The sequence below is a fragment of the Sandaracinobacteroides sayramensis genome (assembly GCF_022014495.1).
In the GTDB taxonomy this organism is placed as follows: domain Bacteria; phylum Pseudomonadota; class Alphaproteobacteria; order Sphingomonadales; family Sphingomonadaceae; genus Sandaracinobacteroides; species Sandaracinobacteroides sayramense.
In genome coordinates, this window is record NZ_JAKLSQ010000006.1 from 20,231 (window position 1) to 42,229 (window position 21,999).

The 21,999-nt window shown below is 64.2% G+C and carries 21 protein-coding genes, 1 tRNA gene and 2 pseudogenes; 16 read left to right on the forward strand and 8 right to left on the reverse strand.

The features are described 5' to 3' along the window. The first annotated feature begins 80 nt into the window (after nt 1-80). The gene (locus L6Q21_RS05220) at nt 81-1,082 is read left to right on the forward strand and encodes an NADP-dependent oxidoreductase (protein ID WP_237829599.1); all 1,002 of its coding nucleotides are present in this window, start codon (nt 81-83) and stop codon (nt 1,080-1,082) included. 29 nt (nt 1,083-1,111) lie between these two features. Next, on the forward strand, nt 1,112-1,750 hold the full coding sequence (locus L6Q21_RS05225) for an extensin-like domain-containing protein (protein ID WP_237829600.1): 639 nt from the start codon (nt 1,112-1,114) through the stop codon (nt 1,748-1,750). A 19-nt stretch (nt 1,751-1,769) separates the two neighbouring features. On the opposite strand, the gene L6Q21_RS05230 is transcribed toward L6Q21_RS05225, so the two are convergent. Then, complete coding sequence (locus L6Q21_RS05230) at nt 1,770-2,345, reverse strand: hypothetical protein (RefSeq protein ID WP_237829601.1); 576 nt, start codon at nt 2,343-2,345, stop codon at nt 1,770-1,772. A gap of 90 nt (nt 2,346-2,435) precedes the next feature. On the opposite strand from L6Q21_RS05230, the gene purC reads away from it, so the two are divergent. The 3 genes from purC to L6Q21_RS18110 all read left to right on the forward strand — a co-directional run bounded on the left by purC (nt 2,436) and on the right by L6Q21_RS18110 (nt 5,088). Next, the gene (gene purC / locus L6Q21_RS05235) at nt 2,436-3,218 is read left to right on the forward strand and encodes a phosphoribosylaminoimidazolesuccinocarboxamide synthase (RefSeq protein ID WP_237829603.1); all 783 of its coding nucleotides are present in this window, start codon (nt 2,436-2,438) and stop codon (nt 3,216-3,218) included. Beyond that, nucleotides 3,215-4,132: an alpha/beta hydrolase gene (locus L6Q21_RS05240; RefSeq protein ID WP_237829605.1), complete on the forward strand. Its 918-nt coding sequence runs from the start codon at nt 3,215-3,217 to the stop codon at nt 4,130-4,132. Before purC ends, L6Q21_RS05240 begins: the two co-directional genes overlap by 4 nt. A 188-nt stretch (nt 4,133-4,320) precedes the next feature. Beyond that, on the forward strand, nt 4,321-5,088 hold the full coding sequence (locus tag L6Q21_RS18110) for a PEPxxWA-CTERM sorting domain-containing protein (protein ID WP_237829606.1): 768 nt from the start codon (nt 4,321-4,323) through the stop codon (nt 5,086-5,088). Between the two features lie 74 nt (nt 5,089-5,162). Here the strand turns inward: L6Q21_RS18110 and L6Q21_RS05250 are convergent, their stop codons facing one another. Further along, a complete protein-coding gene (locus L6Q21_RS05250; RefSeq protein WP_237829607.1) occupies nt 5,163-5,858 on the reverse strand; it encodes an NYN domain-containing protein in 696 nt (231 codons plus the stop codon). Nucleotides 5,859-5,903: 45 nt separating this feature from the next. Here L6Q21_RS05250 and purS point away from each other — a divergent pair, with 45 nt between their 5' ends. Next, the gene (gene purS / locus L6Q21_RS05255; RefSeq protein ID WP_237829608.1) at nt 5,904-6,134 is read left to right on the forward strand and encodes a phosphoribosylformylglycinamidine synthase subunit PurS; all 231 of its coding nucleotides are present in this window, start codon (nt 5,904-5,906) and stop codon (nt 6,132-6,134) included. Beyond that, nucleotides 6,131-6,796 (forward strand): phosphoribosylformylglycinamidine synthase subunit PurQ, encoded by a 666-nt coding sequence (gene purQ, locus L6Q21_RS05260; protein ID WP_237829609.1) that lies wholly within the window; start codon nt 6,131-6,133, stop codon nt 6,794-6,796. The genes purS and purQ overlap by 4 nt, the downstream gene beginning before the upstream one ends. A 257-nt stretch (nt 6,797-7,053) precedes the next feature. On the opposite strand, the gene L6Q21_RS05265 is transcribed toward purQ, so the two are convergent. Next, nucleotides 7,054-7,821: a queuosine precursor transporter gene (locus tag L6Q21_RS05265; protein WP_237829610.1), complete on the reverse strand. Its 768-nt coding sequence runs from the start codon at nt 7,819-7,821 to the stop codon at nt 7,054-7,056. A gap of 78 nt (nt 7,822-7,899) precedes the next feature. Here L6Q21_RS05265 and L6Q21_RS05270 point away from each other — a divergent pair, with 78 nt between their 5' ends. Further along, on the forward strand, nt 7,900-9,171 hold the full coding sequence (locus L6Q21_RS05270) for a DNA polymerase Y family protein (protein ID WP_237829612.1): 1,272 nt from the start codon (nt 7,900-7,902) through the stop codon (nt 9,169-9,171). Nucleotides 9,172-9,298: 127 nt separating this feature from the next. Here the strand turns inward: L6Q21_RS05270 and L6Q21_RS18295 are convergent. Then, nucleotides 9,299-9,400 (reverse strand): annotated as a pseudogene (locus L6Q21_RS18295) (PEPxxWA-CTERM sorting domain-containing protein); the annotation flags it as partial. Nucleotides 9,401-9,871: 471 nt separating this feature from the next. After that, a pseudogene (locus tag L6Q21_RS18300) lies at nt 9,872-10,861 on the reverse strand (choice-of-anchor D domain-containing protein); the annotation flags it as partial. A gap of 21 nt (nt 10,862-10,882) precedes the next feature. On the opposite strand from L6Q21_RS18300, the gene L6Q21_RS18115 reads away from it, so the two are divergent. Beyond that, nucleotides 10,883-11,068, forward strand: coding sequence for a hypothetical protein (locus L6Q21_RS18115; RefSeq protein WP_237829616.1), 186 nt, complete (start codon nt 10,883-10,885; stop codon nt 11,066-11,068). Between the two features lie 363 nt (nt 11,069-11,431). On the opposite strand, the gene L6Q21_RS05285 is transcribed toward L6Q21_RS18115, so the two are convergent. Beyond that, nucleotides 11,432-12,562, reverse strand: coding sequence for a helix-turn-helix transcriptional regulator (locus tag L6Q21_RS05285; RefSeq protein WP_237829617.1), 1,131 nt, complete (start codon nt 12,560-12,562; stop codon nt 11,432-11,434). A 160-nt stretch (nt 12,563-12,722) separates the two neighbouring features. On the opposite strand from L6Q21_RS05285, the gene purL reads away from it, so the two are divergent. Beyond that, the gene (purL, locus tag L6Q21_RS05290) at nt 12,723-14,900 is read left to right on the forward strand and encodes a phosphoribosylformylglycinamidine synthase subunit PurL (protein WP_237829618.1); all 2,178 of its coding nucleotides are present in this window, start codon (nt 12,723-12,725) and stop codon (nt 14,898-14,900) included. 58 nt (nt 14,901-14,958) lie between these two features. On the opposite strand, the gene L6Q21_RS05295 is transcribed toward purL, so the two are convergent. Further along, a complete protein-coding gene (locus L6Q21_RS05295; protein WP_237829619.1) occupies nt 14,959-15,600 on the reverse strand; it encodes a PEPxxWA-CTERM sorting domain-containing protein in 642 nt (213 codons plus the stop codon). Nucleotides 15,601-15,799: 199 nt separating this feature from the next. Beyond that, entirely contained in the window at nt 15,800-16,483 is a 684-nt protein-coding gene (locus L6Q21_RS05300; protein ID WP_237829620.1) for a type 1 glutamine amidotransferase domain-containing protein, read from the reverse strand. A 152-nt stretch (nt 16,484-16,635) separates the two neighbouring features. Here L6Q21_RS05300 and L6Q21_RS05305 point away from each other — a divergent pair. The 6 genes from L6Q21_RS05305 to L6Q21_RS05330 all read left to right on the forward strand — a co-directional run bounded on the left by L6Q21_RS05305 (nt 16,636) and on the right by L6Q21_RS05330 (nt 21,999). Beyond that, a tRNA-Ile gene (locus L6Q21_RS05305) sits at nt 16,636-16,712 on the forward strand. A 315-nt stretch (nt 16,713-17,027) separates the two neighbouring features. Next, nucleotides 17,028-18,374: a tyrosine-type recombinase/integrase gene (locus L6Q21_RS05310; RefSeq protein ID WP_237829665.1), complete on the forward strand. Its 1,347-nt coding sequence runs from the start codon at nt 17,028-17,030 to the stop codon at nt 18,372-18,374. 290 nt (nt 18,375-18,664) lie between these two features. Beyond that, the gene (locus tag L6Q21_RS05315) at nt 18,665-19,327 is read left to right on the forward strand and encodes a hypothetical protein (RefSeq protein WP_237829621.1); all 663 of its coding nucleotides are present in this window, start codon (nt 18,665-18,667) and stop codon (nt 19,325-19,327) included. Further along, a complete protein-coding gene (locus L6Q21_RS05320; RefSeq protein WP_237829623.1) occupies nt 19,324-20,220 on the forward strand; it encodes an abortive infection family protein in 897 nt (298 codons plus the stop codon). Before L6Q21_RS05315 ends, L6Q21_RS05320 begins: the two co-directional genes overlap by 4 nt. Nucleotides 20,221-20,648: 428 nt before the next feature. Next, nucleotides 20,649-21,704, forward strand: a complete 1,056-nt coding sequence (locus tag L6Q21_RS05325; protein WP_237829624.1) for a LysR family transcriptional regulator — start codon at nt 20,649-20,651, stop codon at nt 21,702-21,704. Continuing rightward, nucleotides 21,691-21,999: a hypothetical protein gene (locus L6Q21_RS05330; RefSeq protein ID WP_237829625.1), complete on the forward strand. Its 309-nt coding sequence runs from the start codon at nt 21,691-21,693 to the stop codon at nt 21,997-21,999. The genes L6Q21_RS05325 and L6Q21_RS05330 overlap by 14 nt, the downstream gene beginning before the upstream one ends.

Consider the following 21,999-nt stretch of genomic DNA (forward strand, 5'->3'; position numbering starts at 1 on the left):
TCGGGAGGAGCGGGCCGACACGCCTTGCCCCCGGGCCGGCCGCGTGAAAGACTCGCGCCCAAGCCATTGGGGAGACAGCCATGACCAAAGCCCGCGAAATCCATCTGAAGAGCCGCCCGGCAGGCCTGCCGCAAGTCGAGCATTTCGAACTCGTCACCGTCGAGCTGCCCGAGCCGGGCGCGGGCGAGGTTCTGGTCAGAAACCGCTTCATGTCGGTCGACCCCTATATGCGCGGCCGCATGTACGATCGCCCCAGCTATGTGCCGCCTTTCCAGGTGGGCAAGGTGCTGGAAGGCGGCGCCGTCGGCGAAGTGATCGCCTCCAACGACCCGTCGCTGAAGCCCGGCGACCTCGTCAATTCCATGGCCGGCTGGCGGGAAGCCTTCGTCGCGCCCGCCTCCACCCTCACCAAGGTTCCGGCGATCGAAGGGGTGCCGTCGCAAGCCTATCTGGGGGTGATGGGCATGCCGGGGCTTACGGCCTGGTCCGGCCTCACCCAGATCGGCGAACCGAAGGAAGGCGACACGGTATTTGTGTCGGGCGGAGCCGGTGCCGTCGGGTCCGCCGTGGCGCAGATCGCGAAGATCAAGGGCTGCCATGTCGTCGCCACCGCCGGCACCGACGAGAAATGCGCCTGGCTTAAGTCGGTCGGCGTCGACCATGCCATCAACTACAAGACCGCGCCCAGCCTGCTGGGCGCGGTCCGCGAAGCCGCACCCAGAGGCATAGACGTCTATTTCGACAATGTCGGCGGCGAGCATCTGGAAGTGGCGCTGGAACTGGCCCGCCCGTTCGCCCGGCTGGTGGAATGCGGCATGATCGCCGGCTACAACGCCACCGAGCCGGCGCCGGGGCCGCGCAACATCATGTATGTGGTGGGCAAATCCCTGAAGATGCAGGGTTTCATCGTCATCCAGTATCAGCATCTGATGCCGCAATTCCTCGCCGAGATGGGCGGCTGGATTCAGCAGGGCAAGGTCCGCTGGCAGGAAACCATCCTGGAGGGGATCGAAAGGGCGCCCGAGGCCTTCATCGGCCTCTTCTCCGGCTCGAACACCGGCAAGATGCTGGTGAAGCTCTGAAACCTGCCTGGCCCATTCTGGCGCTGGCGTTGCTCGCCGCCTGCGGGCAGCGCCAGCCGGCCCCCGGTGCGGCCCCTGCCCCCGGCCGGGCGCCGGCCCAGTCCAGCTTCCTCGCGCTGGACCGCGATCCGGCGCAATGCCGGGCCGCGCTCGACCGGCTGGGCACCAGGGCCAGCCTGATGCCGGGCCGGCAGGGGCCGGCCGGTTGCGGCTATGCCTGGGCGGTGCTGCGCACGCCGGCCTCCACCGGCCCGCGCTGGCTGGGCGAGCCGCCGGCCACAAGCTGCTCGGTGGCGGCCGCCCTGAGCTGGTGGGAACAAAGCGTCGTGCTGCCCGCCGCCCGCCGGCATCTGGGCGAGACGGTCGCCGCCATCCGCCACATGGGCAGCTATGGCTGCCGCACCATCGGCAATCGCCAGGGCGGCCAGCCTTCCGAACATGCGAAAGCCAACGCCATAGACATCGCCGGCTTCCGCCTCGCCTCAGGCCGGGAAATCAGCGTGCTGAAGGACTGGAACGGCTCCGCCCGCGACCGGGCCTTCCTGCGCGACGTGCGAAACGGCGCCTGTCCGCTGTTCGGAACCGTCCTCTCGCCCGACTACAACGCCGCCCATGCCGACCATCTGCATTTTGACCAGATGCCGCGCAGCACGGGCTTCTGCCGTTGAAGACCGCCTCCAAGGGCCGTTACAGGCCACCCCAGGGTTCGGCCGGAACCGGCACTTCCTTCGAAAGGTCGAAGCCGACTCGGAAATCGCGGTTCGGCCGGGTCAGGCGATAGGTGAAGCGGCTGCCCGGCAGGATGGCCATTTCCCAGACGTTGGTGACCGACTGCGGCAGCCCCTCCTTCTGGAACATCGCCTTCGATTCGGCGTCGGCGGGAAATCTCAGCGTCAGCGTTCCGTCCGGTCCGGCGATCGCCGGCCCCACATGCTCGCCGCCATAATTGGTGACGGCGTCCAGGCTGCCATCCTCATGCCGATGCCGGTGCTTCAACTGCATGCCCCTGGGGGTCGCCGTCAGGAACCAGGTGCGCGAACGATTGTCGCCCACAAGGAAGGGAATGCGGATTTCCGTGTCGGTGCAGCTCGCCACATGCATGCTGAGCGGTTGCCCGGCGAGGTCGGCGTCGGCCGCCTCCCGGCTTTCCATTGCGCCGGCAAAGGCCTTGCCGCAAAGCGGCTTCAAGGCTTCGAAAAAACTGCCGGCAGCAGCGGCGGGCGACGCAAGCGCAAGGAGCGCCAGGGCAAGGAAATGTCTCATGGCCGCCAGCCTAATCGGCTTTGCCCGCGTTGCCGAGTCCTGACGAACAGGCTATGCCCAACCTTCAGATTTACCTAGGAAGCACAATCCATGTCCCGCCGCCGCCAGATCTACGAGGGCAAGGCCAAGATCCTCTACGAGGGGCCAGAACCCGGAACGCTCATCCAGTATTTCAAGGATGACGCCACCGCCTTCAACGCCCAGAAGAAGGGCACCATCAGCGGCAAGGGCGTGCTGAACAACCGCATCTCCGAGCATCTGTTCACCCTGCTCGGCTCGATCGGCATCCCCACGCACTTCATTCGCCGACTGAACATGCGCGAGCAACTGGTTCGTCAGGTTGAGATTATTCCGATCGAAGTCGTCGTCCGCAACGTCGCGGCCGGCTCGCTCAGCAAGCGCCTCGGAATCGAGGAAGGCACGCAGCTTCCGCGCACCATCCTCGAATATTATTACAAGGACGACGCGCTCGGCGATCCGATGATCACCGAGGAGCATGTCGCCTGCTTCGGCTGGGCCGCGCAGGACGAATTGGCCGACATCGTCGACATGGCGATCCGCACCAACGACTTCCTGACCGGCCTGTTCGCCGGAATCGGCATCCGCCTGGTGGATTTCAAGCTGGAGTTCGGCCGCCTCTGGGAAGACGACTACAGCCGGGTGATCCTGGCGGACGAGATCAGCCCGGACGGTTGCCGCCTCTGGGACATGAAGACCAGCGAGAAGCTGGACAAGGACCGTTTCCGCCGCGACCTGGGTGGCGAAGTGGAGGCCTATCAGGAAGTCGCCCGCCGCTTGGGCCTGCTGCCGGAAGGCGCGGACACGGCCGTGCTGGATCTGGAAGAAGCCCGGAAGGCCCGCACCAACAAATGATCCGCATTCCTGCCGCCGCTCTTCTTCTGTCCCTCCCGGCCGCGCCGCTTTTCGCGCAGGCCAAGCTCCCGGAGCTGCCGCGGCTGATGCAGCCGCGCGCGGTGATGTCGATCCCGGCCGCCGCGCCCACGGAAAGCATCCGCTACGGCGAAGCGCCTTCGCAGCAGGTGGAACTGTTCCTGCCGAGGGCAGCGCAAGCAGATGGCCGCCATCCGGTCGTGGTGATGGTGCACGGCGGCTGCTGGCGCAAGGACGTGGCCGGCCCGGAACTGCTCCGCCCGGCGGCGGCTGCCTTTCTGGAAAAGGGCTTCGCGGTCTGGTCCATCGGCTACCGCCGCGTGGACGAGGAAGGCGGCGGCTATCCGGGCACCTACCAGGATGTGGCGCAGGCGATCGACCTCCTGCGCGAGCATGCGGAGGCACGGCAGCTCGATCTCACGCGCACCGTCCTCTTCGGCCATTCGGCGGGCGGGCATCTGGCGCTGTGGGCGGCCGGGCGCAGTAAGCTGCCTGCCGCCAGCCCGCTCCGCGTCGACAATCCGCTGAAGCCGCGCGGCGTGGTTTCCGTCGGCGGTTTCGGCTCGCTGAAGAAATGGCAGGGCGAAATCGGTATCAACTGCGGGCCGGACATCGTGCAGAAACTCGCCCCCGGAGATGGAGACGCGCGTTTCGCCGACACCTCGCCCGAACAGCTTCTGCCGAGTGGCGTGCGCACGATCCTGCTGCACGGCGTGTTCGACGGCGTGGCTTCCCCCGCCACAGGGCTGGACCATGCGCAGGACGCGCGCCGTGCCGGAGACCTGGCGGAAATCCAGATTGCCCCGGTCGCCGGCCATTTCGATGTGATCGCGCCTGGCACCGCGGCTTTCGCCCAGGCCCTGGCGGCCGTGGAGCGCTTGTCGAACAGCCGCTGAGACTGTCGGCCTTTTTTACAGGCATTTTGCGAAATCATCGCAACAGCGCGAATCATATCGAATCATCCAATTGAAGAACAAATAGAAATTTCCTCCGCAGCTTGGTCGGATTCTTGCACTCCGTTATTTCAATCATCGGGCCGCGACCACTCAACAGGCATGACTTAAACCTATCGGAGGAATGAAACGTGCAATTTTTCAAGCTCGCCACTGCCACCATCGCGCTCATCGGTGCCGCCACCGTCGCCAACGCAGGCGTGATCCGCGTTTCCGCCGCTGACTTCAAGCCGGCCGCCGGCCTCATCACCTTCAGCAACAGCGGCGCCGTCAATCCGGTCTACAATCCGGCGGACTATGGCTCGGTCACCGGCCCGGTCGTCTATACGGGCGGCTTCTTCCTCGGCCAGTCGCTCAGCACCACTCCGGGCGTCGATTGCCCCGGCGCGGCGGCCTCGGCCTGTGTGGTCGGCAACCCCAGCGGCCCGCTCTCGCTGGACCCGAACTCCCCGAACGTGACCGTGCGTAACGACGGTTCCAACCCGACCTCGCCGGTGCTCTCGGGCACGCCGACTTTCAATGGCCCGATCGCCATCCTTTTCAGCACCGACCAATATGGCGTCGGCTTCGACGGCGGCTATTTCGACGCCATCGGCAGCACCGGCATCACCGCCTTCGCCCGTGACGGGTCGCTGCTCGGCACCGTCACCAACACCGGTCTCGGCATCGAGTTTCTCGGCCTCGTGACCGACAATGGCCAGGCGCAGATCGCCGGCGTGTTCTTCGAACTCGTGGGCGCCGAGCCGGCCGGCTTCGCGATCGACAACCTGCGCTTCGCGCAAGTGGGCGACATCGTGGTTCCCGGCGGCGTTCCGGAAGCCGCCACCTGGGCGCTGATGATCGCCGGCTTCGGCCTGGTGGGCGTCGCCTCGCGCCGCCGCCGCGCGCTCGCCGCCTGATCCGCATCCAAACGCGACAGGAGGAAGGCCGGAACCCGACAGGGTTCCGGCCTTTCTTTTTCAAATCGGCCCGTTCAGCGCACCCGCCGCAGGAACAGCCCGCTGTCGCGCTTCTCGATCTCGAAATTCGGCAGCCGCTCCACCAGTTCCGAAAGCCGCGTGGCGCCATAGTTGCGGGCGTCGAACGAAGAGCGGTTTCCCGCCCGCTGCCCCACCTCGCTCAGGCTGGCGAAGCCCTTTTCGTCCCGCTTGGACGCCTTCCAGGCATCGCTCAGCAGTGCGATCACCTCCTCATCCACCGGCTTCGGCTTCGGGCTTTCCGTCGGTGCGTCGGACGGAAGCTGCGTCACATCGATGAAGCGGGTGCAGGCCTGGCGGAAGGATTGCGGCGTCTTTTCCGTGCCGAAGCCATAGATCGGCAGGCCGTTCTGCCGCAGCCGCATCACCAGTGGCGCGAAATCGCTGTCGGACGACATGATTCCGAAACCATCCACCCGCCCAGAATAGAGCAGATCCATGGCGTCGATCACCATCTTCATGTCGGTGGCGTTCTTGCCTTTGGTCACATCGAACTGCTGCTGCGGCTCGATGGCATATTGGTGGGCGAGGCCCGACCAGCCCGAAAGCGCCGTCTTCGCCCAATTGCCATAGGCGCGGCGGATGTTCACCGCGCCCAGTTCCGCCAGAACCGTCAACACCGCGTCGATTCCAGCGGGAGACGCATTGTCCGCGTCGATCAGCAGCGCGATGTTCGCCGTTCCATTCGCCATGTGCCAGCTTCCTTTCTCCGCTGCTTTGGCGCATAGGCCCGGATCATGAAAGCCCGAGTCACCGTTTCCTTGAAGCCCGGCGTCCTCGATCCGCAGGGCCGCGCCATCCGGCACGCCCTCGACGGCCTTGGTTTCCCGGAAGTGTCCGACGTGCGCGTCGGCAAGATCATCGAACTGGACGTGGTCGAGGGCACGACCGAGGAGCAGGTGGCCGAAATGGCCCGCAAGCTGCTGGCCAACACGGTGATCGAGAATTTCCGGGTCGAGCTCGCATGAAGACCGCCGTCGTCGTCTTCCCCGGTTCCAACTGCGACCGCGATCTTGCCGTCGCCCTGGAACTGGTGACGGGCCGCAAGCCCGCCATGCTCTGGCACGACGACACGAGCCTGCCCGAGGGCCTGGACCTCATCGCCCTGCCCGGCGGTTTCTCGCATGGCGATTATCTGCGCTCCGGCGCGATCGCCGCCCGCGCGCCGCTGATGCGCGAAGTGATCGCGGCGGCCGGCAAGGGCACGCCCGTGCTGGGCATCTGCAACGGCTTCCAGGTGCTGACGGAAACCGGCCTGCTGCCCGGCGCGCTGATGCGCAACGCCGGCCTCGATTTCGTCTGCCGCGACGTGGCGCTGGAGGTGGTCACCGCCGACACGCCTTTCACCCGCGGCTACAAGGCGGGCGAAACCGTCACCATCCCCGTCGCCCACCACGACGGCAATTTCCAGGCGGACGCGGACACGCTGGACCGGCTGGAGCAGCAGGGCCAGGTCGCCTTCCGCTATGCCGAAGAGGTGAACGGCTCCGCCCGCGGCATCGCCGGCATCCTCAGCGAAAAGGGCAATGTGCTGGGCATGATGCCCCACCCCGAGCGTGTGGTGGAAAAGGCCCACGGCGGCACGGATGGGCGCGCGCTGTTCGAGGGCCTGCTCACCGTCCTCGCCTAGGCGAAAAACTCCTCCACGCCCTCCGTCATCCCGGGCTCGACCCGGGATTCTGCTTTCCGGCCAGCGTGGGCAAAAAAACTCCCCGTCACCCCGGGCTTGACCCGGGGTCCAGCTTTTTGCGGACGAAGCGGAGGAGGCAGTATCTCGGGTCAAGCCCGGGGTGACGAACGACTCCACCCAATTCGAACCGCCCCGCTTCCCATGCGGCAGTAGGTCCATGCACGCCTTCACATGAGGCTAATTAGGGATGTGCTACCTCAGACCTTGGTCCTGAACGGCGTGAAGTCCGTCTCCACATCGAACACGTCCAGCCCTTCGGAGCGTTTCATGAAGGCGACCACCTTGTAGGTCACCGGCGTCAGCAACGCCTCCCACAGCACCTTCATCAGATAATTGGTCGCCATCACCGTCAGCACCAGCCTGGTATCCCACACGCCCAGGAAGGCCAGCGGGTAGAAGATCAGGCTGTCCACGCCCTGCCCCACCACCGTCGAGCCGATGGTGCGCGTCCACAGATACCGGCCCCGCGTCCAGACCTTCATCCGCGCCATGACGAAGGCATTGGCGAACTCGCCTGCCCAGAAGGCCGTCACCGAAGCGGCGAAGATGCGGGGCGCCTGCCCCATCACGCCCGCGAGCGCCTCCTGCCCCGTCCAGTCGTCGGCGGGCGGCATCGCCACCACCACGGCCGCCATTCCGGCCGCGAACACAGAGGCCGCAAAGCCCACCCAGACCACCCGCCGGGCACGGGCATAGCCATAAACCTCTGTAAGAACGTCACCCAGCACATAGCTCAAAGGAAAGAATAAAATTCCTGCGCCGAAAGCCACCGTGCCGAACAGGGGCAGATCCAGCGCCGCCACTTTGCCGGCCCCGATCAGGTTCGCGCAGATCAGCAGCACCGCGAAGGCCGCCATGCAATAATCATAATAGCGCAGGCGGCGCCCCTCGATGGCTCCGGCTTCCACGGCGCGCACGCCGGCCGGTTCCTCCACTGTCAGCCCTTCCACCCGCTGCTCGTTCATCAAGCCCCCGCAAATCAACCGCCGGCATCTTGGCCCAGCGCCTCGACTCGCGCAACTGTTCCTGATATGTTCCAAACAATGTCGGAAGAACGCCCCCTCCGCTGGCTCTATCTCGACCTCAACAGCTATTTCGCCAGCGTCGAGCAGCAACTGGTTCCCGAACTACGCGGCAAGCCGGTCGCGGTCGGCCCGGAAAGCGTAAACTCCGGCACCGTCATCGCCGCCAGCTACGAAGCCAAGGCCTATGGCATCAAGACGGGGATGAAGGTCGCCGAAGCCCGAGCCCGCTGCCCGCAGCTGATCTTTTCGGGGCAGGACCACCGCATCTATGCGGAATTCCACGAGAAGATATTGGAAGAGGTCTGGCGCCACATTCCGGTCACCCAGGTCTGCTCGATCGACGAGGTGGCCTGCCGCCTGCTCGACAATGAGAATGGCCGCGCAAAGGCCATCGAACTGGCCAGACGGATCAAGGCGGGAATCCGCGCCAATGTCGGCGAATGCCTCACATCCTCGGTGGGAATCGCTCCTTCGCGCCTGCTCGCCAAGATGGCGGCCGACATGCAGAAGCCGGACGGCCTCACCCTTATCGAGGCAGGCGACCTGCCCCACGCCCTGCTCCCGCTCGGGCTGCGCGACATTCCCGGAATCGGCCCGCGCATGGAAGCGCGCCTCAACGGCCGGGGAATCCGCAGCATGGCGCAGCTTCTCTCCCGAAGCCCGCTCGAGGCCGGAAGCGCCTGGGGTTCGGTGGTGGGCACGAGGCTGTGGTATGCGCTGAACGGCCACGACCTGCCGGAAACCGCCCGCAAGTCCCGCTCCATCGGCCACAGCCATGTGCTGTCCCCCGACACGCGCGACCCCGAGAACAGCCGGCAGACCGCGCGGCGCCTGCTGCTGAAGGCCGCCAGCCGGCTGCGGCGCGGCCAGTATGTCACCCGCTATCTCACGCTTGGCGCCCGCTTCGAATCGCGGCGCAAATGGTCGGCGACGCAAAGCCTTCCCGAAACGGACGACAGCTTCCCTCTGCTGGAGGCGCTGGCGAAGCTATGGCCGCAGTTGATAGCCCATCAGGCCGAGCTTTCGGCGCGGGACAGGGTTCACACCATCTCCGTCAGCCTGGAGGACATCCGCCCCGCCCCCGCAAGCGAAGCGAAAGGCCAGCAACTGCATCTGTTCGACGACAAGCCTCGCTCCAGCCTCGCCGTCGCCAGGGCGCTCGATGCGATCAACGCCCGCTATGGCCATAACAGCGTGACGCTCGGCCCCGCCTATGTGGGCCGGGCGAATCTGATCGGCGCGAAGATCGCCTTCGGCCGAATCCCCGAGGCGGCGGAATTCCACGAATAGCACGTCGCCCCGGGGCTTGATCCCGAGGCGACGGAATGCCCGCTTCGATTGAAGCCGACCCGCCAACCGGGGCGGGAACGGTATCGACCATCCCGTCCCCGCCCCCGTATCGCCGCCTCATCCGCCTTTATGCCATGGCCGCCATGCGCTGCCGGCGCAGCGCGCCGCCGACCAGCCCGAAACCGGCGATCAGCATGGCCCAGCTCGCCGGTTCGGGAACGGACATGACGGTGGCGCGGATATTTAATGTGATCGGCCCCAGCGCCTGATCCGCCAGCCCGGAGAAGCGGCTGAAGCCGTTGAAGGTCAGCACGCTTTCATAGCTGCCGGCACGCAGGCCGCTGCTGTCGAAGCTCAGCCAGTTGCCGAGATCGATATCGCCGCCGGCCAGATCGCTGAAGGCGTCGCCGGCGAAGGCGAAGCCCGGCCCGCCATCCAGCACGAAGCCGCCGCCCAGCGTTTCCGAGAAGGCGGTGGCGAATATGGCGTTCCAGACGGCGATTTCGGTGGCGACCGGCCCGCTGCCGGCGCGGATGCTGCCGAAATCGAGCGTGTAGAGGCTGCCGGAACCGGCGAAGCTGCCGGCGCCGCCGGCCTTGGCCAGTTCGGCGACGGCGACATCGGTGACGGTGCCGAAGAAGCTGATGGTCTGCGATTCCAGCGCCAGATCGGCCAGTACCGGGTTGACGGAGGTGAACCCCAGCGTCGCCGTGCTGTTCACCAGCCCGGCCGTGCCGGTGTCCAGCCCGAACCGCAGGACGCCGGATTGGCCGGCGGCCAGCAGGCCGGGCACGGAGAGGACATTGACATGGCCCGGCGTGACGGCGACGCTGGTGCGCAGATGGTCGGTCAGCGCGCCGCTGGCGGTGTTGCGGATCGTCGTGCTCGAGGTGAAGCCGGCGGTTCCCCCGCGGACGACACCGAAATCCACGATGCGGCTGGTACGGGTGGCGACGGCGGGCGCATAGACATCGGCCCTGACGATCAGCGAGTGGTTGGCGACATTGTCGAAATTGTTGGCGACCGTGAGAGCTTGCCCGCTGACCGTGCCGGCGGTTCTGGCGTTGAAGCGCAGGTTGGCGACATGGCTGCCGCCGAGCGGGAACGGGTCCAGCACGAAGTCGGCATTCTGCACGCTGACATCGGGGGCATGCACATTCTGCACCGCGCCGCGCAGACGTGTCTCACGGCCCGCGTTGCGAATGGTGATGTTCGTTCCGCGACTGTCGCCGACACGGAGCGTGCCGAAGTCCAGGAAGGAGACATTCGGAAAGGCCGCTGTCACCGCATTGCCGCTGACGACCTGCTGCGCATCGGCGGCGAATATCCCCCCGCTGCCCGAGACGCCGTTGCGGCCATTGAACCCGTTGCCGCTGCCGAGTTGCGCGCCGCTATAATCTTTAAGGACCGTCACCCGCGTATTGAGTTGGAGAGAACCGTCGTTCACGAGGTTTCCGGTGGTGGCCTCGTCGTTGATTTGCAGCTTCGCCCCGCCACCGCTGCGCAGCGTGCCATTGCCGCTGATCGTGCCCCTAGTGTAGAGGGTGCCACCGGGAGTGCTGGCTTCGATCAGGCCATTATTGACGATGACTGTCGCCCGATATACCTTGCCCGTGGATATTACAATATGTGAATTACCCACCGTTCCCGAGCCTCGGATAGTCTGACCAGAGCCGATGGTCCAGTTCACTCTTCTGCGCTCGCTTGCCGAGTGAGTGCCACCGAGCGTGCCACCATTGAGCTGGATGACGCCATTGCCATCGATCCGGTGATTATCCGTGCCCTCCAAGAAACCATAGACAGTTATAGTTCCATTATTCGTTATGTTTCCATGAACATGAAGATAGGAGCGAAGCAAATAATCTGGATGATAAAGAATATTCACATGATTCCCTGAGCCTATTTGCAGATGGCGAACCTCGCGCTGCGTCCCTGCCACCACATTGACCTTGGAGCCTGGCTGCAGGATGAAGGCGTCATCATTCTTTCCCGGTTCCCCGGTCGGCGTCCATCTGCTTCTGGCGTTAAAGCTGCCCTCGCCACCGCGCCAGTCATAGCGGCGTGCCTCCGCCGGATGGACGAATGCCGTCAGCGCGACGGCAATACCGATAAGCGAAGTCGAACGAGAATATGCGTGCATTGCCCCAATCCCCTGTCTGCGGCGGCCCCGCCGCCGGAAAAGCGCAGCGACAGCCGGTGACCGCAGCTTAGGTCGATCGCCCCCCGCCCGCGTCATGCACTTGCATGAGGCCGGGCCGATTTATCCGCCGCCGTCCAGCAGCGCGCACAGCCGCACAAGCTCGCGCTGCGATCTTATGCCCAGCTTGTCGAACACGTGCGCCAGATGCGTGCGCGTCGTGGCGGCTGACACTTTCAGCCGCGCCGCCGCCTGCGGCGCGGAAAGCCCCGCCCCCACCAGCGCCGCCACCCTTGCCTCGGCGCTGGTGAGGCCAAAGCCGCGTTGCAGCGCGGCGATTCCGGGTGCATCGGGCGCCGTCGGATCGGCCAGTTGCAGCAGCAGGCATGGCCCGGCATCCCTCCCCAGCAGCACGGAAGACGGTAACGGCGGCAGAGGCGTGGCAATGGCGAAACAGGCCGGCCGCCCATCGCCGCGCGGCAGCGCCCGCACCAGCCGTGCCGGCGCTTCCGCCTCGGCCCGCGACAGCGCCGCGTGCCGCAAGCGGGCGAGCACCGCATCCTGCGCGGCGGTCGCGCCGGTCAGGCGCCGCGCCTCCAGCCGCAGACAGTCGCCCTTCGCCAGCAGCGCCTCGCCGGCGGCATTCGCCTCCAGCAGCAGGCCGTCCGCCAGCAGGATGAAGGCCGCCGTCGGCAGCGCCATCGCCATCGCTTCCAGCCTGTGCAGCCGCGCCCGGCTCGCTTCTACATCCAGCATCAGGTCGATGGCCCGGGCGATATGCGGCGCCAGCCGCCCCAGCCGCGCGGCCACCGTATCGACCGCCTCGGCCTGCCGGGCGTTCAGCACCACGCCAAGGCCGCCGCTGGCCGTGGCATGCGTCAGGCTGGCGTGCGGCAGAGACACCGATTCCTCCAGCTTCTGCGGCGCGAAGATATCGGCATAAAGCGCGGTCCGGCGCAGCCGATCGCGGCTGAGTATGCTGCTGCCGACGGCTGGCCGGCCCGCCGAGCGCCCGGCGATGCCAACGGCGAGCGGATTGGCGGCGTGGTCGCGCATATAGGAATCGTTCAGGTCGGCCCGCAGCCGCCCCACCACCAGATTCGCCTTGCCGGTCACGAAGTCATGCCGCACCAGCATCGCGCCCTCGGCGCCGACATAATCGGCCACGGCCGACAGCACCGCCGGCCAATCGCGCCCGTGCACGGCGGCGGCATACAGCAGATCGATCGTTCGGGCATAGGAATGGCTGCGCATGCGGGCCGGCTTTCCGAGATAGGCGGCTGCCAACCGGACATTCCATATCCGGCCAGTAAGAAAAACAGGTGACGCATATGCCCCAAAAAGCCCGCGGCAGGCGACGATGGAGGGCAGACCGGCGGATGACTCTTGCTGGCCGCTCGGCTAAGGCCGGCGCATGAGCACCGCCACATCCGCGATCACGCCCGAAATCGTCGACGAACATGGCCTCCAGCCGGACGAATATGCCCGCATCCTGAGGGCGATCGGCCGCGAGCCGAACCTCTTGGAACTCGGCATCTTCTCGGTGATGTGGTCGGAGCATTGCTCCTACAAATCCTCGCGCATCCACCTCGCCAAGCTGCCCACCAAGGCCCCCTGGGTGATCCAGGGCCCGGGCGAGAACGCCGGCGTCATCGACATCGGCGACGGAGACGCCGCCATCTTCAAGATGGAAAGCCACAACCACCCGAGCTTCATCGAACCCTATCAGGGCGCGGCGACCGGCGTCGGCGGCATCATGCGCGACGTCTTCACCATGGGCGCGCGGCCGGTAGCGCTGATGAACTCGCTATCCTTCGGCGAGATCGGCCATCCCAGAACGAAACAGCTTCTGCGCGGCGTGGTGGCCGGCATCGGCGGCTATGGCAATTGCACCGGCGTGCCGACGGTCGGCGGCGAAGTGCGCTTCCACCGCAGCTACAATGGCAACATACTGGTGAACGCCATGTGCGTCGGCCTCGCGAAGACGGACAGGATATTCTATTCCGCCGCCGCCGGCATCGGCAATCCGGTCGTCTATGTCGGCTCGAAGACCGGGCGCGACGGCATCCACGGCGCCACCATGGCCTCCGCCGAGTTCGACGAGGATTCGGAATCGAAGCGCCCCACCGTGCAGGTGGGCGACCCCTTCATGGAAAAGCTGCTGATCGAGGCCTGCCTCGAACTGATGGCGACCGACGCCATCGTCGCCATCCAGGACATGGGCGCCGCCGGCCTCACCTCCTCGTCGGTGGAAATGGCCTCCAAGGGTGGGGTCGGCATCAAGCTGGTGATGGACAATGTCCCCACCCGCGAGGAAGGCATGACTCCCTATGAAATGATGCTCTCCGAAAGCCAGGAGCGCATGCTGATGGTGCTGAAGCCGGGCGCCGAGGCGCAGGCGGAGGCGATCTTCCGCAAATGGGCGCTGGATTTCGCGGTGATCGGCGAAGTGACCGACACGGGCCGCCTGCAACTGGAGTGGAAGGGCGACCTCGTCTGCGACCTGCCGCTGGACCCGATCGGCGAGGACGCCCCCAAATACGACCGCCCCTGGGTGCCGACGCCCGCCCGCGCGCCGCTGGCCGACACGCCGCAATCCGTCGACGTGATGGCCGATCTGGCGACTCTCTTGGGCTCGCCCGACCTCGCGTCGCGCCGCTGGGTGTGGGAGCAATATGACCATATGGTCGGCGCCGACACGGTGCAGCGCCCCGGCGGCGACGCCGCCCTCGTCCGTGTGCACGGCACGAAGAAGGCGCTGGCGATCAGCACCGACGTCACGCCGCGCTACTGCTTCGCCGACCCGGTGGAGGGCGGGAAGCAGGCGATCGCCGAAACCTGGCGCAACCTCACCGCCGTCGGCGCCACGCCGCTGGCGGTAACGGACTGCATGAACTTCGCCGCCCCCACCCGGCCGGAGATCATGGGCCAGTTCGTCGGCTGCATCGAAGGGATGGCGCAAGCCTGCCGCCTGCTCGACTATCCGGTCGTGTCGGGCAATGTCAGCCTCTACAACGAGACCGAGGGCCAGGGCATCCTGCCCACGCCCGGCATCGGCGGCGTCGGCCTCATCGCCGATTGGGAAAAGGCGGTGACGGCGGCCTTCCAGTCGGAGGGCGACGAAATCTGGCTCGTCGGCGCCCATCGGGGCCATCTCGGCCAGTCGATCTGGCTGAGGGAAGTGCATGGCCGCGAGGACGGCCCGCCGCCGCCGGTGGACCTCGCCGCGGAAAAAGCCACCGGAGACTGGGTGCGCGCGCAGATCCTGCACGGCACGCTCAACGCCGTGCACGATGTGGCGGATGGCGGCCTGCTGGTGGCGCTGGCGGAAATGGCGCTGGCGGGCAATGCCGGAGCCACGGTCGCGGCGGACAGCGCCCTCTCGCCCGCCGCCTGGGCGTTTGGCGAGGATCAGGGCCGCTATGTCGTGACGGTGCCGGCCGGCGCCGAACTCAAGGGCTGCCCTGCCCCCCTTCTCCGTCTCGGCAAGGTCGGCGGTTCCGCGCTCATGGTGGACGGAATCGGTTCGCGCGAATTGTCGGAACTCCGTATCCCGCGCGAGGCATTGCTTCCGGAATTGATGGCGCGCTGAAATAAAAGGGGCGGAAGACCAAAGCCTTCCGCCCCGAAATCCCGCCTGATAGCGGCTGTCAGCCCAGCAGGACGCCAGCGCTGCGGCGACGGCGGGCGGCATAGCCGACCAGGCCGAAGCCGGCGATCAGCATCGCCCAGGTCGCCGGCTCGGGCACCGCCGAGGCGGCGATGTCGTCGAACTCGAAGGCGACACCCGTCGAGGTGAAGCGCAGGCCGGTGATCACCTCGCCGGCCCCGGCGGTGATGAAGATGCGGCGATTATTGGCCTGATTGCCCTGATCGCCCACGATCGGCGGAACCCCCACGCCCGGCGTATTGCCGAACAGGCTCAGCAGCACCGTGCCGCCCGCGCCCAGCACTTCCAGCTGATTGTAACCGTCGATAGATCCCCAATAGAAGCTGATGGACTTCAGGTTGGGCGTATCCAGCTGCGCCCAGTTCGGGTTGCTGGCAGAGGAGACGAAGCCATAGGCCGTGGCGTTTCCGGCGGGCGCAGCCGCCGCGGCTGTGCTGCCGGTGGCAATACCCAGCGAACCCGACCAGCTATAGCCGGCCGCATCCGGCGCATCGAAGGTCACGACCAGCGTCTCCAGCGCTCCGGCGCCCGGATCTGGCGCACCCGGCGCGGTGATGAACGACGCCGCAGCGGCGGGAACCGCCAGCACCGCGACCGCAACTGCAACAAATGACTTGATCATGTTCCGAACCCCTTCAGAAACGCGGACACAAAGCCCACGAACATAATCAAGCAAGTTGCATGCCAATTCCTGAAAAAGCGGCGGCACCCACCACGCCGTCACAGAATTGTCAAACAATCTGACAATTGTTTGATCTATTAACCTTTCTGGATGAAGCAGGCCCACCCTGCCCTTCCGGAAGCAAGCATGGCGAGGCCGTTCAACGCAGCAGTTGCAGCAGTTTTTCGGAAAGTTCCGGCGCGCTTGCCGGATTCTGGCCCGTCACAAGCAGGCCATCCACCACCACCATCGGCTGAAACGGAGGTGACGAACGATAGAAAGCCCCCTGCTCCACAAGCGCGGTTTCCACCAGGATCGGCACGAGGGCGTCGCAACCGGCCTCGATTTCCTCCGCGTTGCTGAACGCTGTCAATCGCTTGCCGCGCACAAAGGGGCCTCCATCGGGCGCATGGGCGGCAAGCAGGCCGGCCACACCATGGCAAATGGCCGCAACGGGTTTTCCGCTGGCGTGCAGGTCGCTGACCAGCGCGCCCAATGCGTGGCATCGTGGGAAGTCCCAAAGCGTCCCCGTCCCGCCGACCAGATAGAGGCCGTCGAGCGATTCCGCCTCCACCGTCCTCATGTCGACCGGTGTTTCCAGCATGCGCGACAATCCGGGCTGATCCAGAAACCATTGCCCCGCAGGCCACAAGGAAGGGGCTACGAGGCTCTGCGGATCGAGCGGCGCAGGCCTTCCCTCGGGGGTTGCGAACCCTATTTCGCAACCCGCCTCGGCGCACAGGCGATAGGGCATCGCCAATTCCTCCAGCCAGACACCGGTCGGGACGCCGCTTTCCCCCAGTTCGGCCCTGGATGTCATGACGAAGAGAAGCCTCTTGGGCATCAGCCGGCACTCCTCTGTCCCGGATACGGATGCATATATGACTCCATATTCTCATCGAAGGCAGCGGGCCCTCCAATCGACGGCTTTCGTTCGCACAGCCGGTAGGCGCTTTTCAATTGGCTGAGGGGCGGCTATCGGGCTTCGTTCTGGTGGGGCCTGTAGCTCAATTGGTTAGAGCAGGCCGCTCATAACGGCTTGGTTGCGGGTTCGAGTCCTGCCGGGCCCACCATCCCCACTTGACACGAGCACAAGCCAAAAACGCCCTTAATAAGGCTCAGACGTGGAAGCAGCGGCGCCCGGCGTCGGCATAGATGTTCGAGAATGGCGCACCCGAGAGGATTCGAACCTCTGACCTCTGCCTTCGGAGCTAGAAGCGCAACGCTACTCCATGCTGCGCCAGCCTTCGCCAAAGACCGATAAGTCATTGTGATTTATTGGTTTTATTGACAATGAAGGGCCGCCAAGCTACTCCATTAGCCGCCAACGTTTTCGATCTGCTGGTGAGTTTTTGGTGAGTTTTTTTGGACCCTCTGGCGAGGTGAACATGCCGAAATTAACGAAAATCGTCATCGACAAGGCGCTGCCGCGCGACAGCCAGTACACGCTCTGGTGCAGCGAGCTTAAAGGCTTCGGGGCCTTCGTGCTGCCGTCTGGTACTCGTACATACTTCGTGGACTACCGAAACGCCAACAATGTTCGTCGGCGTATGAAGCTCGGTCGCCATGGTGTCATTACCGCTGAACAGGCCCGCACACTCGCCATCCAGGCATTAGCGGACGTCGCCAAGGGCAATGACCCTCTGGAGAACCGAAACAGCGCCCGCAAGGCGATCACGATGAAGGAACTGTGCGAACTTTATATCAAGGAACTCGATGAGGGCCGGATTCTCGGCAAGGGTGGCCGACCGAAGAAGGCGACCACCAAGGTTACCGACCTTGGCCGCATCAATCGGCATATCATTCCGCTGATCGGCAGGACTCAGGTGACGCATCTGACCAAAGCCGATGTGACCACCATGATGAAGGATATCATGGCGGGGAAGACGCGCCTTAGCGAAAAGACGGGCAATCTGCGTGGCAGGTCGGTCGTGCGCGGCGGCCATGGGGCGGCGAGCCGCACCGTCGGCTTGCTCGGCGGCATTCTCACCTATGCGCGCGATGAGTTGGGGATTATCGAAATCAATCCCGTCCATGGAGTACGTAAACCCAAGGACGCCGTGAAAACTCGCCGCCTGAACGAAGACGAGTATCGGGCGCTGGGCCGCATCCTGAACGAAGCGGCTCTCGATGACCGCTATACGCGGACCACGGAGATCGTCCGGCTACTTGCCCTGACGGGTTGTCGGCGCGGCGAAATCATCGGGATTCGCTGGGCGGAGATTGATACCGCCGGCAGCGCCTTTCGATTGGATGACACCAAGGAGGGGCAGTCCGTCCGTCCGATCGGTCTCCCGGCATTGGAGTATTTTGATGATCGGCGCGCGGAAGGCGCCGAAGACGATAGCCTCTATGCCTTCCCGGGCCGGGACGACGAGAAGGCGTTCGGGAGCTTTCCGCGCCATTGGGAGAAGATATTCCAAGGTACGGAACTGGAGGATGTCACGGCCCATGTCCTCCGGCACAGCTTCGCCAGCATGGCCAATGATCTCGGCTTCACCGAGATCACGATCGCCGCGCTCCTCGGTCACGCGTCCAACTCGATCACAAGCCGCTATGTCCATACCCTTGATGCTGCGCTTGTCATGGCAGCGGACACGGTGTCGGGTTACATTCAGGCGCTCCTGGATGGCGCAGAACTGTCCCATACGCATTACGCGCTTGATCGCGGCTCCAGAAAAGCGGCGCTCGCCAGATTCCTCGCGCCTCATGATGCTGAACGCCTGGCGGCGTAACCTCCGTCCGTTCGCAATTTCCGGTTCCCCTGGCTCCCACTGGTAGCTGGGGGGCCGTTGCCGCAGGATATGGATCGGATGGACAGTCCATTTATCCGGACTTAGATTTGGACCGTCGTTCAGGAGACCTCACGCCCACTCTGTCGACAAAAGAAAAGGCCCGCCTTACAGCGGGCCTTAAATATCCTTAGACGATGAGGGGGGGCGTTAGCCCGCATTCTCAAAGCCGATGGGCCTTATATAGGGGTAGTGACGCCACCGTCAATACCACGCTGGCAGGACACTAAAAGTTGCCCTTCACTCAGGATGAGCTTCACGAGCTGCCCACCGTCATCTCTGCGCCCCGCTTCGCCACCTACTTGCAGGCTATGGGCAATGACCGAGAGAAGGCTCTCGCACTCTATGAATGGAACCTGGACCTTTCGTCGGCCCTGATCGTCCCGCTCCAGGTGTGTGAAGTGGCGGTTCGTAATGGAATCGCCGAAGCGATCGAGCACGTCCACGGCGCGAACTGGCCGTGGAACAATGGCTTTATCCGAAGCTTGCCGCGTCCGAAAAGCAAGTTCCGATATAACCCGGCGAATGATCTTCAATCCTGCGCAGCGTCCTTGCCCACGACCGGAAAAATCATAGCTGAACTCAAATTCGCGTTCTGGGAGAACATCTTCACCGTTGGCCAGGACAGCCGTATCTGGAATGCGCACTTTCGCGCCTGCTTTCCCGGTGCGCCGCTAGGTCAGCCGATTCCGCAATGCCGAGCCACGGCTTATGCGGACCTCCAGATCATTCGACGTTTGCGGAATCGAATCGCTCATCACGAGCCCATCTTCAGCCGTAACATCGCCGACGACTATCAACGGATTCATGACATGATCGCGTGGCGCAGCCAGGTGGCTGCGGCGTGGATGGATCGAAAGCAGGCAGTCCTTACTCTACTCGCGGTGAAGCCATGACCGGGAAGTTCTCCCCATTTGTTATCAAGGCGCTGGTCGACACCATTACGGGCGGCTCCGGAAACGACAACACGCCAGCGATCGGAATCTATCGCTCGGGTCCAAAAATCGAGCAGTTCTTTCTCGATTGCGGCCTCGACATGCGCATCGGCCCAAACTCGCGCGTGCCGGCCACGACAGATTTTCTGCGCCGGACGGCCAATCATCATGACGGCAATGGCGATACCTATATCACCCGGACCATCGAGAAGGTGTGCGATCCCCGCGAATATCTGGCGGAGCCTGACAAAGCCACCGCTGTCCGCGAGCATCTCAACAAGGCGCTGGCGCCAGAGGGACTGTCCGTCGTCATCGTTGGCGGGAAAGCCATTCTGACTGAACGGCAAGGTTCTGGTGGGATTGTCGAGCCTTTCATCAAGAAGGTGGCGACGCTGGATTTTGATACCGTCCAGATGGAGATCGCCCGTGCCCTCCCAAACCTGGAGAGCGACCCGGAAGACGCGGTAACAGCAGCTTGCTCGCTGATCGAAGCGGTGTGCCGATCGATCCTTGTCGAACTCAAGGTGCCGCTGCCGCCAAAGAAGGACATCGATGGGCTGATCCGCGCCGTTCAGGGCCCGTTGGGCTTGTCGCCGGGTCGATCGGATCTTCCACCCGAGGTAGAAGCCGACATCCGCCAAACGCTTAGCGGTCTCACCTCCGTTACCAAGGGTATTGGCGCGTTGCGGACGCACGGTGGGGATGCGCATGGGCGCGAGAAGGGCTTTCGCCGCATCGACGCTCGGATTGCACGTCTTGCGATCAATGCGGCGAGTACGCTGGCGCTGTTTCTGATCGAAACGTGGGAACGCCAGGAGCACCGCACCTTACCTCAACATGCTGAGGCATCCTGACGCCCTCAATCCATCTGAGAAAAGGGTAAGCTAGAGTTACCACGCGATCATTGCAGAACCGCTTGGGAATGTCGCCGAGAGGCGCAAATCTGCGATCCTAGGGTCAAGCGGCTCTGCGACGAGACCATCAAATCGCAGCGCCAGGAGATCGATGAAATGAAGGGCATTCTCATCCGAATCTGGCCGGGCACGTTGCCGCACGAACGGTATTGCGCAAGCACTCACACTCCCTTGGAAGCTTCATCGTGAGGGATGCACGCGCGCTGTGCGTATAGCCATTGTGCGGAGAAGATGGAGAAAATGATGAAGCCTTTTGTTCTTCCGATTGCCGCTCTCGCGCTGCTTCCGACGCTCTCGCTCGAGCAAGGCTAAGATACGGGCAGGTGCTTCCCAGATTATGATTGGAAATGGCCAACAGGCGCATAACATTGGCGGATGAGGAAAATCTTTTCTTCGCCTGCCGGCTGTTGTCCCGTGGAATAGATCTGGTTTCGGTCGTCCAGGCGCTTGTCGTGGCGGAATATCTCAGCTTCAGCGCGGCGGCGAGCGCGCTCGGCGTTCGACAATCGGGTGTCAGCAAGCGCATCAGGATGTTGGAAGAAAATCTTGGAGTAACCTTGTTTGAGCGAGGTCCGCGTGGTGTACGCACGACACTCGCCGGCGAGTCTTTTCTCACGCAGGCCCGGTGTGTGATGCTCCAATTTGATAGCGCAATTGCTTCTGCGCGCCAGGCCGGACGGGGCGAACAGGGAACGTTGCGCATAGGCGTGTTCACGTCATTGGCTGGCGGCTTTCTGCGCGATCTAGTCCTTGAGTTTCGAAACGCTCATCCGCTGGTGCGCATCGATGTTCGCGAGGGCGATCGCCGTGTGCATATCAGCGAGGTTCGCCGCCATTCCCTCGATGTGGTGATAGCGACCGGGAATGCCGAGGTGATCGGTTGCGACACCGCTGAGCTTTGGCGGGAACGAGTGCATGTTGCGTTGCCGCAGGGTCATCCGCTTGCCGAACGTTTGGAGCTGCATTGGTCAGACATTCGCGATGAACAGTTCATGGTTTCGGAATACCCTCCTGGGCCGGAAATCCATGACTATGTCGTGAGGCGCATTGCTGATTACAGCCATTATCCGGTGATCGAGCGACGCGGTGTTCAGCAGGAAATGCTGATGAGCATGGTCGGCATGGGATTTGGGATCAGCCTTGTTTCGGAAGGCTGGATCGCCCTTGGCATTCCGGGGGTCGTGATGAGGCCGCTTGTCGAAGAAGCTGATATCGTGCCGTTCAGCGCGATCTGGTCGCCCGACAACGACAATCCGGTGCTGCGGCGCTTTATCAGCACGGCCCATGTCATGGCCGGACGCACGCGGCGCGGAACGTCGGACTGGGCAGGCATCGACGTATCCGATCCGCAGAAGGCTGATGAGCCGTCCGCGCCGCACGACGACGACAATCACTCGGAAGGGAGCAGATATGACACAAGGTAGGACCGTCTTCATCGTGCTGGTCGCGCTGGTCGTTGGGTTTGGATCAGGCTTCGTTCTCCGCCCGATTCTCGTGCCCGTTGGGCCGACGGCTGCGACCGCTGGCATTTCTGCCTCCATTCCGGCCATGATCGAGCCTCGGGGCACGCAATATTTTAGGGCTCATCTCGATGAAGCCCGCCATATTGTCGAGCAGTGCCAGACAGGCGCGGTGCGCGGCGGTGAGTGCGCCACTGCCGAAACTGCTGTCGTGGAGGCAGAAGGCAAGGAGCGCTTCGGGAAATTCATGGGTAATTGA

What these genes read in the sequence shown, in the direction of transcription:
- L6Q21_RS05220 (WP_237829599.1), top strand. Translation starts at nt 81, where the DNA reads ATGACCAAAGCCCGCGAAATCCATCTGAAGAGCCGCCCGGCAGGCCTG.
- purS (WP_237829608.1), top strand. Translation starts at nt 5,904, where the DNA reads ATGAAAGCCCGAGTCACCGTTTCCTTGAAGCCCGGCGTCCTCGATCCG.
- L6Q21_RS05300 (WP_237829620.1), bottom strand. Translation starts at nt 16,483, where the DNA reads ATGCCCAAGAGGCTTCTCTTCGTCATGACATCCAGGGCCGAACTGGGG.
- L6Q21_RS05270 (WP_237829612.1), top strand. Translation starts at nt 7,900, where the DNA reads ATGTCGGAAGAACGCCCCCTCCGCTGGCTCTATCTCGACCTCAACAGC.
- L6Q21_RS05250 (WP_237829607.1), bottom strand. Translation starts at nt 5,858, where the DNA reads ATGGCGAATGGAACGGCGAACATCGCGCTGCTGATCGACGCGGACAAT.
- L6Q21_RS05265 (WP_237829610.1), bottom strand. Translation starts at nt 7,821, where the DNA reads ATGAACGAGCAGCGGGTGGAAGGGCTGACAGTGGAGGAACCGGCCGGC.
- purL (WP_237829618.1), top strand. Translation starts at nt 12,723, where the DNA reads ATGAGCACCGCCACATCCGCGATCACGCCCGAAATCGTCGACGAACAT.
- L6Q21_RS05310 (WP_237829665.1), top strand. Translation starts at nt 17,028, where the DNA reads ATGCCGAAATTAACGAAAATCGTCATCGACAAGGCGCTGCCGCGCGAC.
- purQ (WP_237829609.1), top strand. Translation starts at nt 6,131, where the DNA reads ATGAAGACCGCCGTCGTCGTCTTCCCCGGTTCCAACTGCGACCGCGAT.
- L6Q21_RS05330 (WP_237829625.1), top strand. Translation starts at nt 21,691, where the DNA reads ATGACACAAGGTAGGACCGTCTTCATCGTGCTGGTCGCGCTGGTCGTT.
- L6Q21_RS05320 (WP_237829623.1), top strand. Translation starts at nt 19,324, where the DNA reads ATGACCGGGAAGTTCTCCCCATTTGTTATCAAGGCGCTGGTCGACACC.
- L6Q21_RS05285 (WP_237829617.1), bottom strand. Translation starts at nt 12,562, where the DNA reads ATGCGCAGCCATTCCTATGCCCGAACGATCGATCTGCTGTATGCCGCC.
- L6Q21_RS05240 (WP_237829605.1), top strand. Translation starts at nt 3,215, where the DNA reads ATGATCCGCATTCCTGCCGCCGCTCTTCTTCTGTCCCTCCCGGCCGCG.
- L6Q21_RS05295 (WP_237829619.1), bottom strand. Translation starts at nt 15,600, where the DNA reads ATGATCAAGTCATTTGTTGCAGTTGCGGTCGCGGTGCTGGCGGTTCCC.
- purC (WP_237829603.1), top strand. Translation starts at nt 2,436, where the DNA reads ATGTCCCGCCGCCGCCAGATCTACGAGGGCAAGGCCAAGATCCTCTAC.
- L6Q21_RS05230 (WP_237829601.1), bottom strand. Translation starts at nt 2,345, where the DNA reads ATGAGACATTTCCTTGCCCTGGCGCTCCTTGCGCTTGCGTCGCCCGCC.